Source organism: Candidatus Symbiopectobacterium sp. NZEC135 (genome assembly GCF_025962695.1).
Genome location: NZ_JAGFPF010000030.1, coordinates 1 through 20,520, shown reverse-complemented (window position 1 = coordinate 20,520; position 20,520 = coordinate 1). Strand labels below are relative to the sequence as shown.

The following is a 20,520-nucleotide window of genomic DNA, read 5'->3' as shown; positions in this document are numbered from 1 at the left end:
CAGCGACATCATTTTGACTTTGCGCTAAAGTAACGGCTCTTTTGGCGCTATTCACGGAGTCACGATGTACGATCGTTATCAAGGCCTCATTTTTGATATGGATGGCACCATCCTCGATACCGAACCCACACACCGAGCTGCCTGGCACACGATTTTGGGCAAGTACGGCATGACCTATAATGCTCAGGAAATGGCGGCCTACAATGGTGCTCCCATTGAAAAAATCGCCGCGGTGATCTTGGCACAGCATAACGTGGATATGGATCCGAAGGCGCTGGCGACTGAAAAGCTGGCGCTGGTGGAAGAGATGCTGTTTGATACGGTAAAGCCGCTGCCCTTGATTGAGGTGGTGAAAGCGTATCAGGGGCGTCGACCCATGACGGTTGGCACCGGTAGTCCACGTTATCTGGCTGACCGGCTGTTACGGCATCTTGGCTTGCGCGACTACTTTGTTGGTATTGTCGGTGCAGAGGATGTCCTGCATCATAAACCGTTTCCTGATACCTTCCTGCGCTGCGCCCAGCTTATGCAGGTAGAGCCTGAAGCCTGTGTGGTATTTGAAGATGCGGATTTCGGCATTCAGGCCGCACAGCGCGCAAACATGGCCGTTGTCGATGTGCGCACGCGGTGAGTGCCTTCTGGGGACTGGTTTCTCTCTTCTGGAGTAGTTTTCTCAGTGCGACATTATTGCCCGGCAGCTCTGAAGTGCTGCTGGTCTCTTTATTGGTGGCGAAGGTTACTGGTGTGGTGCCGTTGCTTGTTGTAGCGACGATAGGCAACACGCTGGGCGGCATGACCAATCTGGTGCTGGGGCGTATCCTACCACAGCCAAAACCGCGTACCGGCACGTTGACGGCGCTACGCTGGTTGCAGCGTTATGGTCCGGCGGCGCTTTTGTTGAGTTGGGTGCCTGTTATTGGCGATGTGCTGTGCGTTGCGGCGGGATGGCTGCGCATGCCGTGGTTGTACTCCACGCTTTTTATCTGTATCGGGAAAGCGCTGCGTTATATCGTGGTGGCCATCGTGGCATTACAAGGAATGACTTTGTGGTCATAACGTGTAGCACTGTATTTTAGTAGAGATGATACGATTTCATTATGCGAACAATCATTACATCTAACAGCGGGAGGTCGATTTGATCCCGGATATATCACAAGCGTTGACCTGGCTTGAACATCACCCTGATGCGGTGAAGGGGATTCAACGCGGTATTGAGCGCGAAACGTTACGCGTACAGCCCAATGGACATTTGGCACAGACAGGGCACCCAGAAAATTTAGGGGCGGCATTAACCCATCCCTGGATCACAACGGATTTCGCAGAATCCTTATTGGAATTTATTACGCCTGTTGATCAGGATGTCGATCACCTGTTGGCATTCTTACAGGACATTCACCGTTATGTCGCGCGTAACATCGGTTCTGAGCGGTTATGGCCGTTTAGCATGCCGTGTTTTATTCCCGATGAGACGAATATCGAGCTGGCTCAGTACGGCACATCGAACGTTGGCCGGTTTAAAACGCTCTATCGTGAGGGGTTGAAAAACCGCTACGGGGCGTTGATGCAGACCATTTCCGGCGTGCATTACAACTTTTCGCTGCCGCTGGCATTCTGGCAGGCGCGCGCTGGCGTTGCTGACGCTGAAAGCGGTAAACAGGAGATATCCGCCGGTTATTTTCGTTTGATCCGTAACTACTACCGTTTCGGATGGGTGATCCCGTACCTGTTTGGCGCATCGCCCGCCATCTGCTCTTCTTTTTTGCAGGGGCGTGAAACGGCACTGCCGTTCGAACGTGGCGAAAACGGGCTCTACTATCTTCCCTACGCCACCTCGTTGCGTTTGAGCGATCTGGGCTACACCAATAAATCACAAAGCAATCTGGGCATCACGTTTAACACGCTCGATGGATATGTGGCAGCACTGAAGCGTGCGATAAAAACGCCGTCAGCGGAATATGCCGCGATGGGTGTTAAACAAGGCGATCGCTACGTGCAGCTCAATACCAACGTGTTACAGATTGAAAATGAGCTGTATGCGCCGATCCGCCCTAAACGCGTCACACGCAGTGGCGAAACGCCCTCTGATGCGCTGATGCGCGGCGGCATTGAGTATATTGAAGTCCGCTCGCTGGATATCAATCCCTTTACGCCATCAGGAGTCAGCGCCGAGCAGGTGCGTTTCCTAGACCTGTTCCTGATCTGGTGTGCACTGGCTGATGCGCCGGAAATGGATAGCGCCGAGCTGCAATGTACCCGTAAAAACTGGAACCGTATTATTCTGGAAGGGCGTAAACCGGGTTTGACCGTCGGTATGGGATGTGAAACGCGACAGCAGCCACTGGCCGATGTCGGGCATGCCTTGTTCCGCGATCTGCGCCGCGTGGCAGAAGTGCTGGATAGAGAACATGAACAGCCCTATTACCAGCAGGTTTGCGATGCGTTGAGCGTAGGGTTTGATAAACCGGAAAACACATTCTCCGGGCGTTTATTGCCGCTATTGAAAGCGCAGGGCTGCGGTAATCTTGGCTTGGCGCTAGCAGATCGTTATCGTGAGCAGCTCAGTCAGGAGCCTTTGGCGGTGTTGACGGAGGCGCAGTTTGCTACCGAGAGTGAACGCGCCTGGCAAAAACAGCGCGCGCTGGAAGCGCAAGATACGCTGTCGTTCGACGCTTATCTGGCAGCGACTCAGGCGTGAGCGTACAGTAGATAAAGAAAAGGCCACGGTATAAGCCGTGGCCGAAAAACATCTCTGAGAAATAGGGATGATGATAATAAATGCGCGTCTTTCATAGAGTCAGACTCGTTGGGAACCAAAAAGTTTCTTGGAAAGATGAAAAAAGTCATTTTTTTATGAGGAGGTGGCAACATGCCGTTATTAGATAGCTTTACCGTAGACCATACCCGCATGGCCGCACCGGCGGTTCGAGTGGCTAAAACCATGACAACCCCTCATGGCGACACCATTACCGTGTTCGATCTGCGTTTCTGTCGCCCGAATAAAGAGGTGATGCCGGAGCGCGGTATTCATACGCTGGAACACCTGTTTGCCGGTTTCATGCGCAACCATCTCAACGGTGATGGCGTCGAAATTATCGATATCTCTCCGATGGGCTGCCGCACGGGATTCTACATGAGCCTGATTGGCACCCCGGCTGAGCAGCGCGTGGCGAATGCCTGGAGCGCGGCAATGGAGGATGTGCTCAAAGTGACCGATCAGCGTAAAATCCCTGAACTGAACGAGTTCCAGTGCGGCACTTATGAGATGCACTCTCTGGAAGAGGCCCAGGACATTGCACGCCATATTCTGGCACATCCGATTGGCGTCAACCAGAACGACGATCTGGCGTTACCGAAAGATAAACTGGCAGAATTGCATATCTAAAAAATAAAAAAGGCACCCTTCATCAGGTGCCTTTTTTGTTTGTGTCTCGTTACCAGTGACGCGTATTACTGTGCAACAAAGTGCTGGATAACACGGCTGCCGAAGTAGGCCAGCGTCAGTAACAGCGCACCCACCATGCTGAACCATACCACCCGGCGTCCGCGCCACCCTTCGTGATAATGTCCCCATAGCAGCAGAATATAGTTGAACCAGGCAAACAGGGAAAACAGCGCCTTGTGAAGATTCTCTTTGTTCTCGATGATGTTATCCATGTAAAACAAGCCACTGCATAATGTCATCGTCAGCAGGATGACACCAATCTGCGTGACATGAAACATCTTGCGCTCAATGCCCAACAGCGGTGGCATTTCAGACACGATGCTCAGCTTTTTGTTTTTGAGCAGATAATCGATCAGTGCTAATTGCAGCGCATAGAGCGCGGCAATAATCAGGGTGGCATAAGAGAACAACGCCAGCCCGATATGTAACAGCAGCCCCGGGGATTTTTCCAGATGCGTTATAAACTCACCGGGCAAAAAGCTGGCAAAGGCCAGATTAATCAGCGCAAACGCGTAAACGATAGGCAACAGAAACCAGCCCCGATTGCGCGATGCAACAAACGTCATCACGGCGCATATTATCAGGCTGATGGTAGAGCCGATATTCAACAGACTCAGATTTTGCCCGGTTTGCACATCAAAAATGCGGTGATAGAGCGTAATGGCGTGGCAGATCAGGGCCACTGCCGCAGAGATCATCGCCAACCGGCGGTAGGCACTCTGTTTGCGCAATAGGCCAGGAATAATCAGTCCCAGGCTGATTGAATAGGCGACTAACGCTGTAATGGCAAAGAGTGGCATAGTGATCAACACATTGAGCGGCTGCTGAAGTGATAGGGAGTGCCAGTATAGCGGTTGTCTCGTCACGCACCAACCGGTTATCGTCGCGCTTCACAGCAATCGTTTCGTCTTTCATGGTATAATCAGCCATATTTGTCCAGAGTGTCGCGTATGCGGCCCGCCTTTCGTTGAGCACAAGATAATGTTTGATAACTTAACTGACAGACTCTCGCGCACATTGCGCAACATCAGTGGCCGCGGACGGTTGACTGAAGACAACATCAAAGACACCCTGCGCGAAGTGCGTATGGCCTTACTTGAAGCCGATGTGGCACTCCCTGTGGTGCGTGATTTTATCAATCGGGTCAAGGAAAGTGCCGTCGGGCAAGAGGTAAACAAAAGCCTGTCGCCGGGCCAGGAATTCATCAAGATCGTCAAAAATGAACTTGTTGCCGCGATGGGAGAAACCAACGAAGCCCTGAATCTGGCCGCTCAGCCGCCGGCCGTGGTGCTGATGGCGGGTTTGCAAGGGGCGGGTAAAACCACCAGCGTGGCTAAGCTGGGCAAATTCCTGCGTGAAAAGCACAAGAAGAAAGTGCTGGTGGTTTCCGCGGACGTATATCGCCCTGCGGCGATCAAACAGTTGGAAACCCTGGCACAAACGGTTGAGGTGGATTTCTTCCCCTCCGACGCACACGAAAAACCGCTTGATATAGTCAACCGCGCGCTGCAACACGCCAAGCTGAAGTTTTATGATGTGCTGCTGGTGGATACCGCCGGTCGTCTGCACGTAGACGAAGCGATGATGGACGAAATCAAGCAGGTGCATGCGGCTATCAAGCCGGTCGAAACCCTGTTTGTGGTTGATGCCATGACCGGGCAGGATGCGGCGAATACCGCAAAAGCCTTCAATGAAGCGCTGCCCCTCACCGGTGTGATTCTGACTAAAATTGATGGTGATGCGCGCGGCGGTGCTGCGCTGTCAATCCGTCATATCACCGGCAAACCGATCAAATTCCTCGGCGTCGGCGAAAAGACGGAAGCGTTGGAGCCGTTCCACCCTGAGCGAATTGCGTCACGTATTCTCGGTATGGGGGATGTGCTTTCCCTGATCGAAGATATTGAAAGCAAAGTTGACCGCTCCCAGGCGGAAAAACTGGCGAAAAAGCTGAAAAAGGGGGACGGCTTTGATTTAACCGACTTCCTCGATCAGCTTAAGCAGATGCGTAATATGGGCGGTATGGCCAGCATGATGAGCAAGTTGCCGGGCGTGGGGCAGTTGCCGGACAACGTCAAATCCCAAATGGATGACAAAGTGCTGGTGCGTATGGAGGCCATCATCAACTCGATGACGCAACAAGAGCGCGCCAAACCGGAAATCATCAAAGGGTCACGTAAGCGTCGTATCGCCACAGGTTCAGGCATGCAGGTGCAAGACGTCAATCGCTTGTTAAAACAGTTTGACGACATGCAGCGCATGATGAAAAAGATGAAAAATGGCGGTATGGCAAAAATGATGCGTAGCATGAAAGGCATGATGCCGCCGGGCTTTCCGGGGCGTTAACAGCGATTTTTTTGCTCTTGGCAGCGCAAATTAACGCTTTAGATTGCTTTTTGCGCCAAAATGAGTAAAATTTTCGGGCTTTTTATATGACACCTGGGCCCCGTTCCTCGATGGGGCCCGGCTGTTTTATTAACTAAAGAGGATGTTATGGTAACAATTCGTTTGGCACGTGGCGGCGCGAAAAAACGCCCGTTTTATCAAGTCGTCGTGACTGACAGCCGCAATGCACGCGACGGTCGTTTCATCGAGCGCGTCGGTTTCTTCAACCCGATCGCAGCCGGTCAAGCCGAAGCTCTGCGTCTGGATCTGGACCGTATTGCACATTGGGTTGGCCAAGGTGCAACTATCTCTGATCGCGTTTCTGCGCTGATCAAAGATGCTAAAAAAGCTGCGTAATCTGCTGCGGTGGTGACAATGAGCAAGCAACTTAACCCGTCATCTCCTGTTAATCCCATCGTGATGGGAAAAATGGGGTCAACGTATGGTATTCGGGGTTGGCTCAGAGTGTTTTCCTCCACCGAAGAAACCGAAAGCATTTTTGATTATCAGCCTTGGTACATCCAGTCTCAGGGATCCTGGCAAATTGTCGAGATCGAAAGCTGGAAACACCACAATCAGGATCTGATCATCAAAGTAAAAGGTGTTGATGATCGCGATGCGGCAAATTTATTAACGAACGCTGAGATCGTTGTAGATTCTGCCCAGCTTCCTGATTTGGAGGAAGGTGATTATTACTGGAAGGATCTTTTTGGCTGCGAAGTCGTTACATCTGCGGGATATCAGCTGGGCAAAGTCATTGATATGATGGAAACCGGTTCTAACGATGTATTGGTGGTCAAAGCTAACCTGAAAGATGCCTTCGGCGCGAAGGAACGGTTGATTCCGTTTCTGACCGGACAGGTTATCAAGCACGTAGACCTTTCTACGAAAACGATTGAAGTAGATTGGGACCCGAGTTTTTGAGCTCTGAATCAAACGAACGAACTGAGTGGAACGAAAAAATGTGGATTGGGGTGATTAGCCTGTTTCCCGAGATGTTTCGCGCAGTGGTTGATTATGGAGTCACTGGTCGGGCAGTAAAAAATGGCCTGCTGAACGTAACGTGTTGGAATCCTCGTGATTTCACTTACGATCGGCATCGTACCGTGGACGATCGACCTTATGGTGGTGGCCCCGGTATGCTGATGATGGTGCAACCCTTGCGGGATGCTATTCATGAAGCAAAGGCCGCGGCAGGCGACGGCGCCAAGGTGATTTATTTGTCACCGCAGGGCCGTAAGCTGGATCAACAGGGCGTAAGGCAGCTCGCAACCTATCAGAAGTTGATTCTGGTGTGTGGCCGGTATGAAGGGATTGACGAGCGCGTAATCAGAACCGAAATTGATGAAGAATGGTCAATTGGGGATTACGTTCTCAGTGGTGGTGAGTTGCCAGCAATGGTGCTTATCGACTCGGTATCCCGTTTTATTCCCGGCGTGCTGGGGCATGAGTCTTCTGCACAAGAGGACTCCTTTGCGGATGGGCTGTTGGATTGTCCGCACTTCACTCGTCCTGAAGTGCTGGAAGGCGTGGAGGTTCCCCCGGTGTTACTGTCGGGAAACCATGCTGAAATACGTCGCTGGCGATTAAAGCAGTCGCTTGGCCGAACTTGGCTTAGAAGACCTGAACTTCTGAAAAGCCTAGCTCTGACTGACGAGCAAACGGCGTTGCTGACTGAGTTCCAACGTGAACATCAGCCCGAGCAACGAGAGGATTAGGGCGCTGCACTTCGGTGCGCGTACTCATGTATCAGTTTACCTAGGGTAAGAGACATATTATGAGCAACATTATTAAGCAGCTTGAACAAGAGCAGATGAAACAGGACGTACCTGCATTTCGTCCGGGTGATTCCGTTGAAGTGAAGGTATGGGTCGTTGAAGGTAGCAAAAAACGTCTGCAGGCATTCGAGGGCGTGGTTATCGCTATTCGTAACCGCGGTCTGCACTCTGCATTCACTGTTCGCAAAATTTCTAACGGCGAAGGCGTAGAGCGTGTATTCCAGACTCACTCTCCGGTTGTTGACAGCATCACTGTGAAACGTCGTGGTGCAGTACGCCAGGCTAAACTGTATTACCTGCGTGAGCGCACTGGTAAGTCTGCTCGTATCAAAGAGCGTCTTAACTAAGAGTTCGCTAACGCGACATCCAAAAGCTTTTAGTTATCAAGGGCTTGGCCAGTGGCTAAGCCCTTTTTTTATGCTTTTAATTTTATATCCTTTCAATGTAATTATAGTCATGTATGTAATGATGGGTATTGGGGTTAATGCCTAATGGTGAGTATTTTTGCTTGTGTGCTACTTTTGATTTTTAATCATCTAATAGGGTGCATATAAATGGCTAACCAAATATCTTGTTCATCGACATATTGTGCATTTTTGAATGAGTATGAGAGTTCAATCTCTTCTGGTGAATGTAGTGTATTAAAGGGAGGGTTAGATTCACCCGTCAATAAAGTTGCACTGAGTGAGGATGCTAGGAAAATATTGAGACTCATAACGCTCGGGTTAAGCCATTATTTAATCCTGTATATTGAGGGGAATAGAAGAGAAGCTGCATTACTAGATTATGTGAGAATGACAGAAATGCTGCTAGGAGCAATTGATGAAAATATGCAAAAAATTATTATCCCTTTGGGGTATGGGAAAAAAATTGAGTTTATAGAAGAGGTGACCAGTAAAAATGGTTACTGTACTGTGATGCGAGAGACGCGTCCTTGGGGGGCACGTATTGGTACAAGAGAGGATAAAAAAATCTATATAAACAAAACACTATCTCAGATCGCACGAATGTTGACTGTTGATGTGCTCAATAATAAGCGAGAGCTTTCAGATAAATTTCCAAGTCTAATCGAACGAGCAACATGCATTAAGGCTAGAATGGATGCTGACGCTGAGATGGTGACTGTGGCTGAGAATGCGATGTTAATTTACCCTCCTGCACACCCAATGATATATAAAGAAGAAACTATTAGCGCTGAGCTGAAAACGATATTTACGCAAGGGATGTATTCATTTGCCTTTATGACAAAGGTGAAGGATTTCCTTGGCGTTATTGAACATAGTGAACATAAAGTACTAGGTCTTGTTGCGCCAAACCAAGATATGTATGTGTTTAGTGCGGCCGGCGGTAAAAATAAGCATGTAGGTAATAATAAAGAGGTTTGCTATATTAAATTAAATTTGGAGCATAGCACTGTGTTCAAAGATATATATGAAGTGTATAAAATTATTGTTGAGCATTTAAATGATGCTGATTATTCCAGCCCAACTGAATGTATCAACAGCATTATTGATAAAATTAATCCTAATTCGGCACTTCCAGACATTTATTGTGGAATGGGGAAGATTCCTGCATTAAAAGGTCGGTAACAATCGGGGATAATTCATCGTCTCTAAACTAGTGACTTGCCCCACTTAACCAATCGGCTTTTAATTGCTCAGCATTCTCTGCGCCATCACAACTGGCGGGAAAGTCTTTGCCTGTTTTCCCCCATGCTTTCATTTGATCCGTATGGCACAACGTGGCCTGCCCATCCTGATAACCACGTAAATAGGGAGTCCGCTCAACGGCTGTATCACCAGACCACTCAACTAAAGCATCATTATCTTTCACCACATTCCCGCTCATTGCATCACTAAACCCCATATTGTACCAAAGAAAGTTAGACTTTTCTGGCACAGACATCTGGCTTGTCTGGCAGCTCACAAGTAGCAATGTCATGGATAATATGTACCCAAATTTCATCCCAACATCCTCATTGGAAAGGGCTTGGCATCAGGTAATGCCAAGCTTCTCTTTTAAAATTTTGAGATAGCGCCGGCTGACTGGAATGTGTTTACCCGTGTGGGTAATGACTTCTGCGCCACCGTTATCCATCAACTGTATTTCCTGAAGTAATTCGGTATTCACCATATATTGGCGGTGGCAGCGTACAAAAGGCGTTTTCTCTTCCAGCGTTTTTAACGAGAGCTGGGTATAACCGGACTGATTGAGCCCTACGACGTGAACGCCACTCAGCTCTGAACAAAGGTATTCGACTTCTTCGATCTTGAGGAGAAAAATACGGTTGTGACCGTGGCACGGAATGTGTCTCAGTTGAGGCTCCGCAATGAGTTGTACATTTTTATTTACGGATGTGCCGCGGCGAAGACGATTAAGCGTTTTTGTCAGTCGCTGATTGTCCAGCGGCTTGAGCAAATAATCAAAGGCATGTTCCTCAAAAGCGCGCACCGCGTATTCGTCATAGGCTGTGACAAAAACAACATAAGGCATGCTGTCAGGGTCGAGCATGGCAACCAGTTCCAACCCACTGATTTTCGGCATCTGGATATCTAGAAAGATCACATCCGGTTGAAGTCGGTTAATTACCGGTATCGCTTCCAGCGCGTTGCTGCACTGCGCTATCACCTCAATGTCATCTTCTTTATCCAGTAATAGCAACAACTCTTCGCGAGCCAGTTGCTCGTCGTCAATTAGGATGGCTCTCAGCATGCTTTCCTCCTGTTGCACTGATTCTATCACTATTTGCATTGAGATAAGCGAGGAAAGCCCGTAAGCCGCGAGGCGAACGTAAGATTCATGGGAGGGTAAATCAGTAATTTTATATTTACACTATATGGATTGAAATCTTTACATGTTGTGGTATCTTGAAATCAATGTGGCGGCGGAAAGCGCGCTACGCTACTCAAGAACTGTCCAGGAAAATGAACATGCAAAAAGATTCGCTCAACAACATCAATATTGCCGATGAACAAGTACTGATTACGCCCGACGAGCTTAAGGCAAAATTCCCGCTCAATGTGCAAGAAGAGCAGGCGATAGCCACGGCGCGCCGTACCATTTCCGATATTATCCACGGTCGCGATAACCGTTTATTGGTGGTGTGTGGACCTTGCTCCATTCACGACACGGATGCCGCGTTGGAGTATGCCCGCCGCTTGCATACGCTATCAGCCGAATTGAGCGATCGGTTGTACATTGTCATGCGCGTTTACTTTGAAAAACCGCGTACTACCGTCGGTTGGAAAGGTCTCATCAATGACCCTTATATGGATGGCTCCTTCGACGTGGAGGCGGGGTTACATATTGCACGTGAGCTGCTGCTGAACCTGGTGAACATGGGGCTGCCTTTGGCGACAGAAGCATTGGATCCCAACAGTCCACAATACCTGGGCGATCTGTTCAGTTGGTCAGCGATTGGTGCGCGTACCACTGAATCGCAGACGCACCGTGAAATGGCTTCTGGCCTTTCGATGCCCGTGGGTTTCAAGAATGGCACCGATGGTAGCCTGGGCACGGCCATTAATGCGATGAAAGCTGCCGCAATGCCGCACCGTTTTGTGGGTATCAACCAGACTGGTCAGGTCTGCCTGCTGCAAACCCAGGGTAACAGCGACGGTCATGTTATTTTGCGTGGCGGCAAGCAGCCGAACTACAGCGCACAAGATGTCGCGGAATGTGAAAAACAGATGCAGGCTGCGGGCTTAACGCCTTCACTCATGATAGATTGCAGCCATGGCAACTCGAATAAAGATTACCGCCGCCAACCGCAGGTGGTGTCATCCATTGTTGAGCAAATTAAAGCGGGTAACCGTTCCATTATTGGCATGATGTTGGAAAGCCATATTCATGAAGGCAATCAGTCATCAGAACAACCGCGTTCGGCAATGCAATATGGTGTATCGGTGACGGATGCTTGCATCAATTGGGAAAGCACCGATGCGTTGCTGAGATCGGTGCATCAGGAGCTAGGGGCGGCACGCCGTTCATCGTTGGGAGAATAACAGAACATGGTTGCAGAACTGACCGCGTTGCGGGATCAGATTGATGAGGTGGATAAGGCGCTGCTTGGTTTGTTGGCGCGCAGGCTGGCACTCGTGGCAGAAGTCGGAGAAGTAAAAAGCCGCTATGGTCTCCCTATCTATGCTCCCGATCGCGAGGCTGCGATGCTGCGTTCTCGTCGTGAAGAGGCCGAGGCACTCAACGTGCCTGCGGATCTTATTGAGGATGTTCTGCGCCGGGTGATGCGAGAATCCTATGCCAGTGAAAATGACAAAGGCTTTAAAACGCTGTGTCCGCAACTGCGGCCTGTCGTCATTGTAGGTGGACGCGGGCAGATGGGGCGTATGTTCGAAAAAATGCTGCGTTTGTCTGGCTACGAAGTAAGGCTGTTGGAAAAAGACGATTGGCCGCAGGCTGAGAGCCTGTTGGCGGATGCTGGCATGGTGATCGTCAGTGTGCCCATTCACGTGACGGAACAGGTGATCGCACAGTTACCGCGCTTGCCGGAGGATTGTATTCTGGTGGATCTTGCTTCGGTGAAAAATGGGCCGTTGCAGGCGATGCTGGCGGCACATTCCGGCCCGGTAGTGGGTTTGCACCCGATGTTCGGACCGGACAGCGGTAGCCTTGCCAAGCAAGTCGTGGTGTATTGTGATGGTCGCCAGCCTGAAGCGTATCAATGGCTGTTGGAGCAAATTCAGGTATGGGGCGCACGACTGCATCGCATCAGTGCGGTTGAACACGATCAAAATATGATGTTTATTCAGGCATTGCGTCACTTTGCCACGTTTGCCTACGGGTTGCATTTGGCGGAGGAGAATGTGCAGCTTGAGCAGTTGCTTGCGTTGTCTTCACCGATTTACCGGTTGGAGTTGGTGATGGTAGGACGGTTGTTCGCACAAGACCCGCAGCTTTATGCCGATATCATCATGTCATCCGAAAATAATCTGGCCTTGATCAAACGCTATTACGCCCGTTTCGGCGAAGCGATTGCGCTGTTGGAAAGCAAAGACAAAGCGGCGTTTATCGCCAGCTTCAAGAAAGTGGAGCATTGGTTTGGCGATTATGCCCAGCGCTTTCAGGTGGAAAGTCGCGCTTTGCTGAAACAAGCTAACGATAGTCGTACCTGAACGGCATGAATCAACTCCCGGCCTGAAGCCGGGAGTGACAATTTTAGTGCATCTCAACGGGAACGACGTTCTCACTGGGGTAACAGCCGAGCACTTTCAGCGAGCGCGTAATGCCCGATAACTCTTTCAGTGCTTTTTGTAATTCATCCCCACGCAGGTTAGCCTGCACATCAATATAAAACATCTCTTCCCAGGGGTTACCGTAAATAGGACGAGATTCCAGTTTTGTCATAATGATGCTGTGTTCGCGTAGCACCAGCAGTGCTTCTACCAATGCCCCCGATTGCTGACCTGTCGCCATGATCAACGTGGTTTTGGCGGGGACTTGCTCAGAGACATCAATCGGCTTACGTGCCAACACGATAAAGCGGGTGGTGTTTTGGGTCTGGTTCGCCAGGTTATGTTCCAGCACGCGCAGTTGATAAAGTGATCCACCGGCTTCGCTGCCCAGCGCAGCGGCGTGGGGGGAATTCAATGAGGCGACTTTTTCCATCGCTGCCGCTGTGCTTTCACAATACTCGATTTTCCACTGTGGATAGCGCTGGATAAAATGGCTGCACTGCTGGAAGGGTTGTGGGTGACTGTAGACGGTCGTGATTTGACTTAAATCCGTGTCGGTTGCGACCAGCATACAGTGATCGATAGGGTGGGTGAGTTCGCCCACAATCGACAGCCCGGTATGTTGCAGGAGATCGTACACGTCATTGATTGCACCCGACGTGGTGTTCTCAATAGGCAGGACGCCGTAGTCCGCCTGACCGGTTTCCACCATCGCGAAGATATCCTGAAACTTCTGGCAGCCGCACTCGACCAACTGTTCAAAATGGCGCGCGGCATATTGCCGGGCAGCCAGATGGGAGTAAGAGCCTTTGGGGCCAAGAAAGGCGACACGCGCCGAGTGGGCTCCGGTGGGGTTAAGATGGTGCTGCAACAGTGCCTGCTGCGTTAGCACGGAGTCTTCAATAATCAGTTGAAACAAGCGCGTAATGTAGTGTCCATCGAGATGATAGGGTTTTGCCGCTTCGATAAGTTTATCCAGCAAATCTCTTTCTCGTTCTTTGTCGCGAATCGGGCGATGCGTGTGCAACTTCGCGCGGGCCACTTCCAATGCCAACTCTCGCCGCTCGGCCAGCAGTTCAAGCAGCTTTAAATCTAACTCGGTGATGCGTTCACGTAAGGCCAGTAAAGGGTTGTCTGTCATGGTTGTGTTACCTGTAAACTCATTTTTATCCATACGGTGCGTATAAATAAGTGCATAAAAAAAGCCCCCTGTTCAGGAGGCTTTCTGGTTCGTCTTCGTATTCTTTCAATATGACGAATCGCCTCCCAATCAGGGGAAGGTAAAAAAGAATACGAAGAAAAACGGTGTGTGGCTCATCGGTTACCTGTTCAGTGCTTACGCGTTCATGGGGTAAAAGTACCCCTGTAAAGTAACTGTTGGCTTTTCGTTCTGTCAACTAAAAAGCGAAGGGGCTTTCTCCTCAGAAACAAAAACGCGCCCTGACGGCGCGTTGTTGGCTACAGTTATCTGGTCGGTTATGACAGCTCAATATCCGCGTCTTTGACGCCGGCCGTCGTTGCCCTACGGGCTTCTCCTTTATGCTGCATCTTGTTCAGTTGGCGCTCCAGTTTCGCGAGCAGCTCATTAATGGCAGCGTACATATCTTCATGCTTGGCGCTGGCGACCAAGGGACCATTGGGCGTACTGATGGTCGCGTCGGCAACAAAACCCACCGGTTCTTTGGATAAAATAATATGTGGGTTAATCAGGTGAGTTTGCCATTTATCCAGCTTGGTTAGACGGTCTTCGACATGCTGACGTATTGCGGGGGTGATTTCCATTTGCTTACTGGTAATGTTGATCGTCATAGAACATACCTCTCTGCTTGTGCCGTCTCACTTAGATAGCTTCAGCATAGCTGTAAATGGGATAAAAATCGTGATCTAAGTCACTTTTATTTGGCTGGTCGGATCACCGCGTTGCAATTTGTGAAGCGCATAGAGGAAGCGTGACGCAAGGCTTGAGGCCTGATGCAACTGGTGGCATTATCAATGAGATCGATGGCGTCCAGACAAGAGCAGTGGCGGGATGATGTTTGGATGCTGTTCCGGCGCCCGAATAAAAAAACGGCAAACCAAGGTTGCCGTTTTTTTATGTTTACGCGTGTGAGTAGGGACTGTGCCGCTCTTTGGTTAAGCGGGATTGGCCTCAACGATTTTCGCGACTTTATCCGCCTGACCCAGCAGCCGGAGCTCTCTATACGCATTTTCCATTAACGGAAGCGCTTTTCTTGTTGCTTGCGTGTCCGGGAAATCACGCATCATCTGTTCTACACGATTAACAACGGCGACGTAGGCACCGCGTTTGGTGTAGTATTCCGCCACTGAAAGTTCGTATTTAGCTAAACGCTCTTTCAGGAATACCAGACGTTTGCCCGCATCCGTGGCAAACTGGCTGCGAGGATACGCTTGCAGCAACTGGCGGAAGTCACGAAAAGCCGCGCGTGCATATTGTGGGTCGCGGTCAGAGCGATCAACGCCAAAGAACCCTTGAAGTGCGCTATCATCCTGGGCCATGTTGGTTAAACCACGCATGTACAGGACATAGTCCACACTTGGGTGTGTCGGGTTGAGGCGCAGGAAGCGGTCAATGGAGGCTTGCGCCATCGCCAGTTCTGCGGACTTGTAATAGGCATAAATCAGGTCAAGCTGCACTTGCTGAGAATAGGGCCCGAAAGGATATCGGTTATCCAATGCTTCCAACTGCGTGATTGCTGCTTTAAAGTTACCGTCCTGCAATTTTTGTTGAGCGGTAGCATAAATTTCAGAAGGCGGGCTGTCAGGAACCGTATCCTTGGAGCTGTTGGAGCAACCCGCTAGCGCCAGGCTCAACGTGGCTGCAGCCACCAGATATTTCATACGCATCATAACGTTTTGATTATCCTCAGAGTGTTATGCCGGGAGACTGGCCGTTACGCTCCCGGGTAAGACTAGCTACAATAGTACATTATTTTAAACGGCATCGCCGCGAAAACCCAACGTTAACGAAGAAGCTGCAACTATGGCACAACAAGTACAACTCACCGCAACGGTGGCTGAGTCTCAACTCGGTCAACGGTTAGATCAGGCTTTGGCCGAATTGTTCCCTGATTATTCACGTTCTCGCATAAAAGAATGGATCCTGGACGATCGGGTACAGATTAACGGCAATATGATAAATAAGCCAAAAGAGAAAGTGTTAGGCGGTGAAGCCATTACGATTGATGCCTTGATCGATGAAGAGGTTCGCTGGGAAGCACAAGATATCGCACTGGATATCGTTTATGAAGATCAAGACATTCTGGTGATCAATAAACCGCGCGATCTGGTGGTTCACCCTGGCGCAGGCAACCCGGATGGCACCGTACTCAATGCGTTGCTGCACCATTTTCCGGCTATTGGTGACGTACCGCGTGCGGGCATTGTGCACCGCCTGGATAAAGACACCACGGGATTGATGGTGGTAGCGAAAACCGTGCCAGCGCAAACGCGACTGGTGGAATCGCTTCAGGCGCGTGAAATCACGCGTGAGTACGAAGCCGTTGCGATTGGTCGCATGACGGCGGGTGGCACGGTCAATGAACCCATGAGCCGCCATCCCACTAAACGTACCCATATGTCGGTGCATCCTATGGGAAAACCGGCGGTGACGCATTACCGCATTATGGAGCATTTTCGCAGCCATACGCGCCTACGCCTGCGTCTTGAAACGGGTCGTACACACCAGATCCGCGTTCACATGGCGCACATCAACCACCCGCTGGTGGGCGATCAACTTTATGGCGGCCGTCCTCGCTTGCCTAAGGGAGCATCAGAGGAGCTGGTGACAGCACTGCGCACTTTCGATCGTCAAGCGCTACACGCGACCATGCTGCGCCTTTATCATCCCATCAGTGGGATAGAAATGGAGTGGCATGCCCCTATACCACAAGATATGGTTGATTTGATTGAGGTATTAAAAGCGGACGCCGAAGCGTTCAAAGATCAATATGATTGGTGACGAGAGGCTGATGACGAGCGAACTGATACTGCCTGACTGGCCTGCACCGCAACGTGTGCGTGCCTGTAGTACCACGCGTATGGGCGGCGTGAGCCAAACCCCCTATGAGTCGTTGAATCTTGGTGCGCACGTAGGCGATCGGCCAGAGGCGGTGTTAGCTAATCGTCAGCGGCTGGTCACATTGGCCGATTTGCCCGCCATGCCGCAGTGGCTCAATCAAGTGCACGGAACGCAGGTGGTTTCATTAGCGTCTTCGGCATCAGATGTGCCGACCGGCGATGCGGCCTACACCAACCAACCCGGTTTGGTGTGTGCGGTGATGACCGCAGACTGTTTGCCGGTGCTGTTTTGCGCGCAGAGCGGTGATGAAGTGGCTGCCGCGCACGCGGGCTGGCGCGGTTTGTGTTCTGGCGTGCTGGAAGCAACATTGCGTCATTTTCGCGCCCCGACATCGTCCGTGATGGCATGGCTTGGGCCGGCGATAGGGCCGCGGGCATTTGAGGTTGGCCCTGAGGTGCGTGATGCGTTTATTGAACAGCATCCTGCCGCCGCAGACGCATTTATCGCTAAGGATAACAAGTTCATTGCCGATATCTACCAACTGGCACGTTTGCGCTTGCAAGCTCAGGGCGTGACGAAAATTTTTGGTGGCGATGCCTGTACTGTGACTCAGGCCGACAAATTTTTCTCATATCGCCGCGATGGAACTACAGGTCGTATGGCAAGTTTAATCTGGCTGATATAACCTACTGAATTAAGACGATCCATGGCAAGTAACTGCATTCCTTCTATTATTACTGGCAAAATAATCTTGAAATTTTGAGGGATGACCTCATTTAATCTCCAGTAGCAATTTTGACCAGTATGTATGGGAGGAGTTATGCGTCTGGATCGTCTTACCAATAAATTCCAACTTGCCCTTGCGGATGCGCAGTCTCTGGCGCTCGGTAAGGATCATCAGTTTATCGACCCGTTACATGTCATGAGTGCGTTGTTACAGCAGGAAGGCGGTACGGTTAGCCCGCTGTTGACCACGGCAGGCGTCAACGCTGTTCGTCTGAAAGCGGACATAGAACAGGCCATCGCGCGTTTACCGCAAGTGCAGGGCGTTGACGGCGATGTGCAACCCTCCAATGAATTCGTCCGTACTCTCAATCTGTGTGACAAGATTGCACAGAAGCGCGGTGATGCGTTTATCTCTTCTGAACTGTTTTTGCTGGCAGCGCTGGATACTCGCGGCACGTTAAGCGATCTCCTGGCGCGTGCCGGGGCAACCAAAGAAGCGGTCTCTAAAGCCATTGATCAGATACGTGGTGGTGAACCGGTAAACGATCAAAATGCGGAAGATCAGCGACAAGCGCTAAAGAAATTCACCATCGATTTAACCGAACGCGCTGAACAGGGCAAATTGGACCCGGTTATTGGCCGTGATGAAGAGATCCGCAGAACGATTCAAGTGCTGCAACGCCGTACTAAAAATAACCCGGTGCTGATTGGTGAACCTGGCGTCGGGAAAACGGCAATTGTAGAAGGATTAGCCCAGCGTATCGTCAACGGTGAAGTGCCAGAAGGGCTTAAACACAAGCGCGTGCTGTCGTTAGACATGGGGGCATTGATTGCCGGTGCTAAATACCGTGGTGAATTTGAAGAACGCCTGAAAGGCGTGTTGAACGATCTGGCAAAACAGGAAGGCAGCGTCATTCTGTTTATCGATGAGTTGCATACCATGGTTGGCGCGGGCAAAGCAGACGGTGCAATGGATGCGGGTAACATGCTCAAGCCCGCATTGGCGCGCGGCGAGTTGCATTGCGTTGGCGCGACCACGCTGGACGAATACCGGCAATACATTGAGAAAGACGCTGCGCTGGAACGCCGATTCCAAAAGGTGTTTGTGGCGGAACCCAATGTTGAAGACACGATCGCGATTCTGCGTGGGCTTAAAGAACGTTATGAATTGCACCATCACGTGCAAATCACTGACCCGGCGATTGTGGCGGCGGCCATGTTGTCGCACCGCTACATTGCCGACAGACAACTGCCGGATAAAGCCATTGACCTGATTGATGAAGCGGCATCAAGCATTCGTATGCAGATGGATTCGAAACCGGAATCACTGGATCGCTTGGACAGGCGCATCATCCAGTTAAAGCTGGAACAGCAGGCGCTGAAAAAAGAGTCCGATGAGGCCAGTCAAAAGCGGCTGTCTGTGCTGAACGAAGAGCTTGATCAGAAAGAACGTGACTACTCCAAACTTGAAGAAGAGTGGAAAGCGGAGAAAGCCTCTCTCAGCGGTACGCAAAATATCAAGGCCGCATTGGAACAAGCGAAAATTGAACTGGAGCAAGCTCGTCGTCAGGGCGATCTCGCTCGCATGTCGGAGTTGCAGTATGGGCGCTTGCCTGAGCTTGAAAAACAGCTAGCAGCGGCGACGCAGGCGGAAGGGAAAACCATGCACCTGTTACGCAATAAAGTGACCGATGCTGAAATTGCCGAAGTGCTAGCCAGATGGACGGGAATTCCCGTTGCGCGCATGTTGGAAAGTGAACGAGACAAGCTGCTGCGTATGGAGCAAGAACTTCATCAGCGCGTTATCGGGCAAGATGAAGCGGTCAGTGCCGTGGCGAACTCGATTCGTCGCAGTCGTGCAGGCCTTTCCGATCCTAATCGACCCATTGGATCGTTCCTGTTCCTGGGGCCAACCGGGGTGGGGAAAACTGAACTGTGTAAAACACTGGCGGCCTTCTTGTTCGACAGCGATGACGCTATGGTGCGCATCGACATGTCTGAATTTATGGAAAAGCACTCGGTGTCTCGTTTGGTAGGTGCACCTCCGGGATACGTGGGGTATGAAGAAGGGGGATATCTCACCGAAGCGGTTCGGCGGCGTCCTTATTCTGTGATCCTGCTTGATGAAGTTGAAAAAGCCCACCCAGATGTATTCAACATTCTGTTGCAGGTGCTCGACGATGGCCGTTTGACGGATGGGCAAGGCAGAACGGTGGATTTCCGTAATACCGTTATCGTGATGACCTCGAACCTGGGGTCCGATCTCATTCAGGAACATTTCGGTGAAATGGATTATGTCGGGATGCGTGACATGGTTATGGATGTGGTCAGCCATCGTTTCCGGCCGGAGTTTATCAACCGTATTGATGAAGTTGTGGTATTCCACCCATTGGGTCAGGCACACATTATGTCCATCGCGCGTATTCAGTTGCAGCGGTTGTACAAGCGGCTAGAAGAACGTGGCTATCAGGTCACGATGACCGAGGCGGCATTGGAACAATTGGGGCTAAGTGGTTTTGACCCGGTTTACGGTGCTCGACCGCTCAAACGTGCTATCCAGCAGCAGATTGAAAACCCGCTGGCCCAGGAAATTCTTTCGGGCAAATTGATTCCGGGAAAACCGGTCACCTTGGATGTTGAGGGCAGCGAAAAGCATATTGTTGCTAGACAGTGATTAACATTATGTTTTATATGGTAAAAGTATTAAGCGGCACAGAGGTGCCGCTTTTTTTATACAGAGTGGTTGTGTTAAAAATAAGCGCTTGGAATTTTTTTTGCATTTAGCGCTTGTCAGCGCGAAAGAACTCCCTATAATGCGCCTCCACTGACACGGCAACAGCGACACGCGGTTGTGGTAACAGTAAGAAGTAAAACAGAAAAGCCGAACGCGAAATTGAAAAATTAACGTTGACTTTTCAGCGGTGCAGCGTAATATACGCCTCCCGCGCCACGGTAGATGTG

The 20,520-nt window shown here is 50.6% G+C and carries 22 protein-coding genes and 1 other annotated feature; of the genes, 15 read left to right on the top strand and 7 right to left on the bottom strand.

Annotation, left to right across the window (positions count from 1 at the left end):
• The first annotated feature begins 64 nt into the window (after nt 1–64).
• The 4 genes from yqaB (at nt 65) to luxS (ending at nt 3,382) form a co-directional block, all read left to right on the top strand.
• A complete protein-coding gene (gene yqaB / locus J5224_RS14980) occupies nt 65–631 on the top strand; it encodes a fructose-1-phosphate/6-phosphogluconate phosphatase (RefSeq protein ID WP_264626137.1) in 567 nt (188 codons plus the stop codon).
• A complete protein-coding gene (locus J5224_RS14975; RefSeq protein WP_264626136.1) occupies nt 628–1,056 on the top strand; it encodes a YqaA family protein in 429 nt (142 codons plus the stop codon). Before yqaB ends, J5224_RS14975 begins: the two co-directional genes overlap by 4 nt.
• A 79-nt stretch (nt 1,057–1,135) precedes the next feature.
• The gene (gshA, locus tag J5224_RS14970) at nt 1,136–2,695 is read left to right on the top strand and encodes a glutamate--cysteine ligase (protein WP_264626135.1); all 1,560 of its coding nucleotides are present in this window, start codon (nt 1,136–1,138) and stop codon (nt 2,693–2,695) included.
• 171 nt (nt 2,696–2,866) lie between these two features.
• On the top strand, nt 2,867–3,382 hold the full coding sequence (luxS, locus tag J5224_RS14965; protein ID WP_264626134.1) for an S-ribosylhomocysteine lyase: 516 nt from the start codon (nt 2,867–2,869) through the stop codon (nt 3,380–3,382).
• A gap of 65 nt (nt 3,383–3,447) precedes the next feature.
• On the opposite strand, the gene J5224_RS14960 is transcribed toward luxS, so the two are convergent.
• The gene (locus J5224_RS14960) at nt 3,448–4,242 is read right to left on the bottom strand and encodes an inner membrane protein YpjD (RefSeq protein ID WP_264626166.1); all 795 of its coding nucleotides are present in this window, start codon (nt 4,240–4,242) and stop codon (nt 3,448–3,450) included.
• Nucleotides 4,243–4,423: 181 nt separating this feature from the next.
• Between J5224_RS14960 and ffh the strand changes: the two genes are divergently transcribed.
• The 6 genes from ffh (at nt 4,424) to J5224_RS14930 (ending at nt 9,191) form a co-directional block, all read left to right on the top strand.
• Nucleotides 4,424–5,785 carry a signal recognition particle protein gene (gene ffh / locus J5224_RS14955; RefSeq protein ID WP_264626133.1) on the top strand — a complete coding sequence of 454 codons (1,362 nt, stop codon included), beginning with the start codon at nt 4,424–4,426 and terminating at the stop codon, nt 5,783–5,785.
• A gap of 147 nt (nt 5,786–5,932) precedes the next feature.
• Nucleotides 5,933–6,181 (top strand): 30S ribosomal protein S16, encoded by a 249-nt coding sequence (rpsP, locus tag J5224_RS14950; protein ID WP_264626132.1) that lies wholly within the window; start codon nt 5,933–5,935, stop codon nt 6,179–6,181.
• Nucleotides 6,182–6,199: 18 nt separating this feature from the next.
• A complete protein-coding gene (gene rimM, locus J5224_RS14945; protein WP_264626131.1) occupies nt 6,200–6,748 on the top strand; it encodes a ribosome maturation factor RimM in 549 nt (182 codons plus the stop codon).
• A gap of 38 nt (nt 6,749–6,786) precedes the next feature.
• Nucleotides 6,787–7,542, top strand: coding sequence for a tRNA (guanosine(37)-N1)-methyltransferase TrmD (gene trmD / locus J5224_RS14940; RefSeq protein WP_264626130.1), 756 nt, complete (start codon nt 6,787–6,789; stop codon nt 7,540–7,542).
• A 59-nt stretch (nt 7,543–7,601) separates the two neighbouring features.
• A complete protein-coding gene (gene rplS / locus J5224_RS14935) occupies nt 7,602–7,949 on the top strand; it encodes a 50S ribosomal protein L19 (protein ID WP_222157879.1) in 348 nt (115 codons plus the stop codon).
• A 207-nt stretch (nt 7,950–8,156) separates the two neighbouring features.
• The gene (locus tag J5224_RS14930; RefSeq protein ID WP_264626129.1) at nt 8,157–9,191 is read left to right on the top strand and encodes a hypothetical protein; all 1,035 of its coding nucleotides are present in this window, start codon (nt 8,157–8,159) and stop codon (nt 9,189–9,191) included.
• Nucleotides 9,192–9,219: 28 nt separating this feature from the next.
• Here J5224_RS14930 and J5224_RS14925 read toward each other — a convergent pair whose 3' ends face one another.
• Together J5224_RS14925 and btsR are read right to left on the bottom strand one after the other, a co-directional pair.
• Nucleotides 9,220–9,567, bottom strand: a complete 348-nt coding sequence (locus J5224_RS14925; protein WP_264626128.1) for a DUF2799 domain-containing protein — start codon at nt 9,565–9,567, stop codon at nt 9,220–9,222.
• Nucleotides 9,568–9,597: 30 nt separating this feature from the next.
• Complete coding sequence (gene btsR, locus J5224_RS14920; RefSeq protein WP_264626127.1) at nt 9,598–10,314, bottom strand: two-component system response regulator BtsR; 717 nt, start codon at nt 10,312–10,314, stop codon at nt 9,598–9,600.
• A gap of 218 nt (nt 10,315–10,532) precedes the next feature.
• Between btsR and J5224_RS14915 the strand changes: the two genes are divergently transcribed.
• Complete coding sequence (locus J5224_RS14915; RefSeq protein WP_264626126.1) at nt 10,533–11,606, top strand: 3-deoxy-7-phosphoheptulonate synthase; 1,074 nt, start codon at nt 10,533–10,535, stop codon at nt 11,604–11,606.
• A gap of 6 nt (nt 11,607–11,612) precedes the next feature.
• Entirely contained in the window at nt 11,613–12,734 is a 1,122-nt protein-coding gene (gene tyrA / locus J5224_RS14910; protein ID WP_264626125.1) for a bifunctional chorismate mutase/prephenate dehydrogenase, read from the top strand.
• A gap of 43 nt (nt 12,735–12,777) precedes the next feature.
• On the opposite strand, the gene pheA is transcribed toward tyrA, so the two are convergent.
• From pheA to bamD, 4 genes are all read right to left on the bottom strand, one after another.
• On the bottom strand, nt 12,778–13,935 hold the full coding sequence (pheA, locus tag J5224_RS14905; protein WP_264626124.1) for a bifunctional chorismate mutase/prephenate dehydratase: 1,158 nt from the start codon (nt 13,933–13,935) through the stop codon (nt 12,778–12,780).
• A gap of 54 nt (nt 13,936–13,989) precedes the next feature.
• Nucleotides 13,990–14,113, bottom strand: a sequence feature (Phe leader region).
• Entirely contained in the window at nt 14,065–14,112 is a 48-nt protein-coding gene (gene pheL / locus J5224_RS14900; protein ID WP_196907589.1) for a pheA operon leader peptide PheL, read from the bottom strand. It overlaps the preceding feature by 48 nt.
• A gap of 157 nt (nt 14,114–14,270) precedes the next feature.
• Nucleotides 14,271–14,603, bottom strand: a complete 333-nt coding sequence (gene raiA, locus J5224_RS14895) for a ribosome-associated translation inhibitor RaiA (RefSeq protein ID WP_264626123.1) — start codon at nt 14,601–14,603, stop codon at nt 14,271–14,273.
• Between the two features lie 324 nt (nt 14,604–14,927).
• Entirely contained in the window at nt 14,928–15,662 is a 735-nt protein-coding gene (gene bamD / locus J5224_RS14890) for an outer membrane protein assembly factor BamD (protein ID WP_264626122.1), read from the bottom strand.
• A gap of 133 nt (nt 15,663–15,795) precedes the next feature.
• Here bamD and rluD point away from each other — a divergent pair, with 133 nt between their 5' ends.
• From rluD to clpB, 3 genes are all read left to right on the top strand, one after another.
• Complete coding sequence (rluD, locus tag J5224_RS14885) at nt 15,796–16,773, top strand: 23S rRNA pseudouridine(1911/1915/1917) synthase RluD (RefSeq protein WP_264626121.1); 978 nt, start codon at nt 15,796–15,798, stop codon at nt 16,771–16,773.
• Between the two features lie 10 nt (nt 16,774–16,783).
• Nucleotides 16,784–17,518 (top strand): purine nucleoside phosphorylase YfiH, encoded by a 735-nt coding sequence (gene yfiH / locus J5224_RS14880; RefSeq protein WP_264626120.1) that lies wholly within the window; start codon nt 16,784–16,786, stop codon nt 17,516–17,518.
• A 135-nt stretch (nt 17,519–17,653) separates the two neighbouring features.
• Complete coding sequence (clpB, locus tag J5224_RS14875) at nt 17,654–20,233, top strand: ATP-dependent chaperone ClpB (RefSeq protein ID WP_264626119.1); 2,580 nt, start codon at nt 17,654–17,656, stop codon at nt 20,231–20,233.
• The last annotated feature ends 287 nt before the right edge of the window (nt 20,234–20,520 follow it).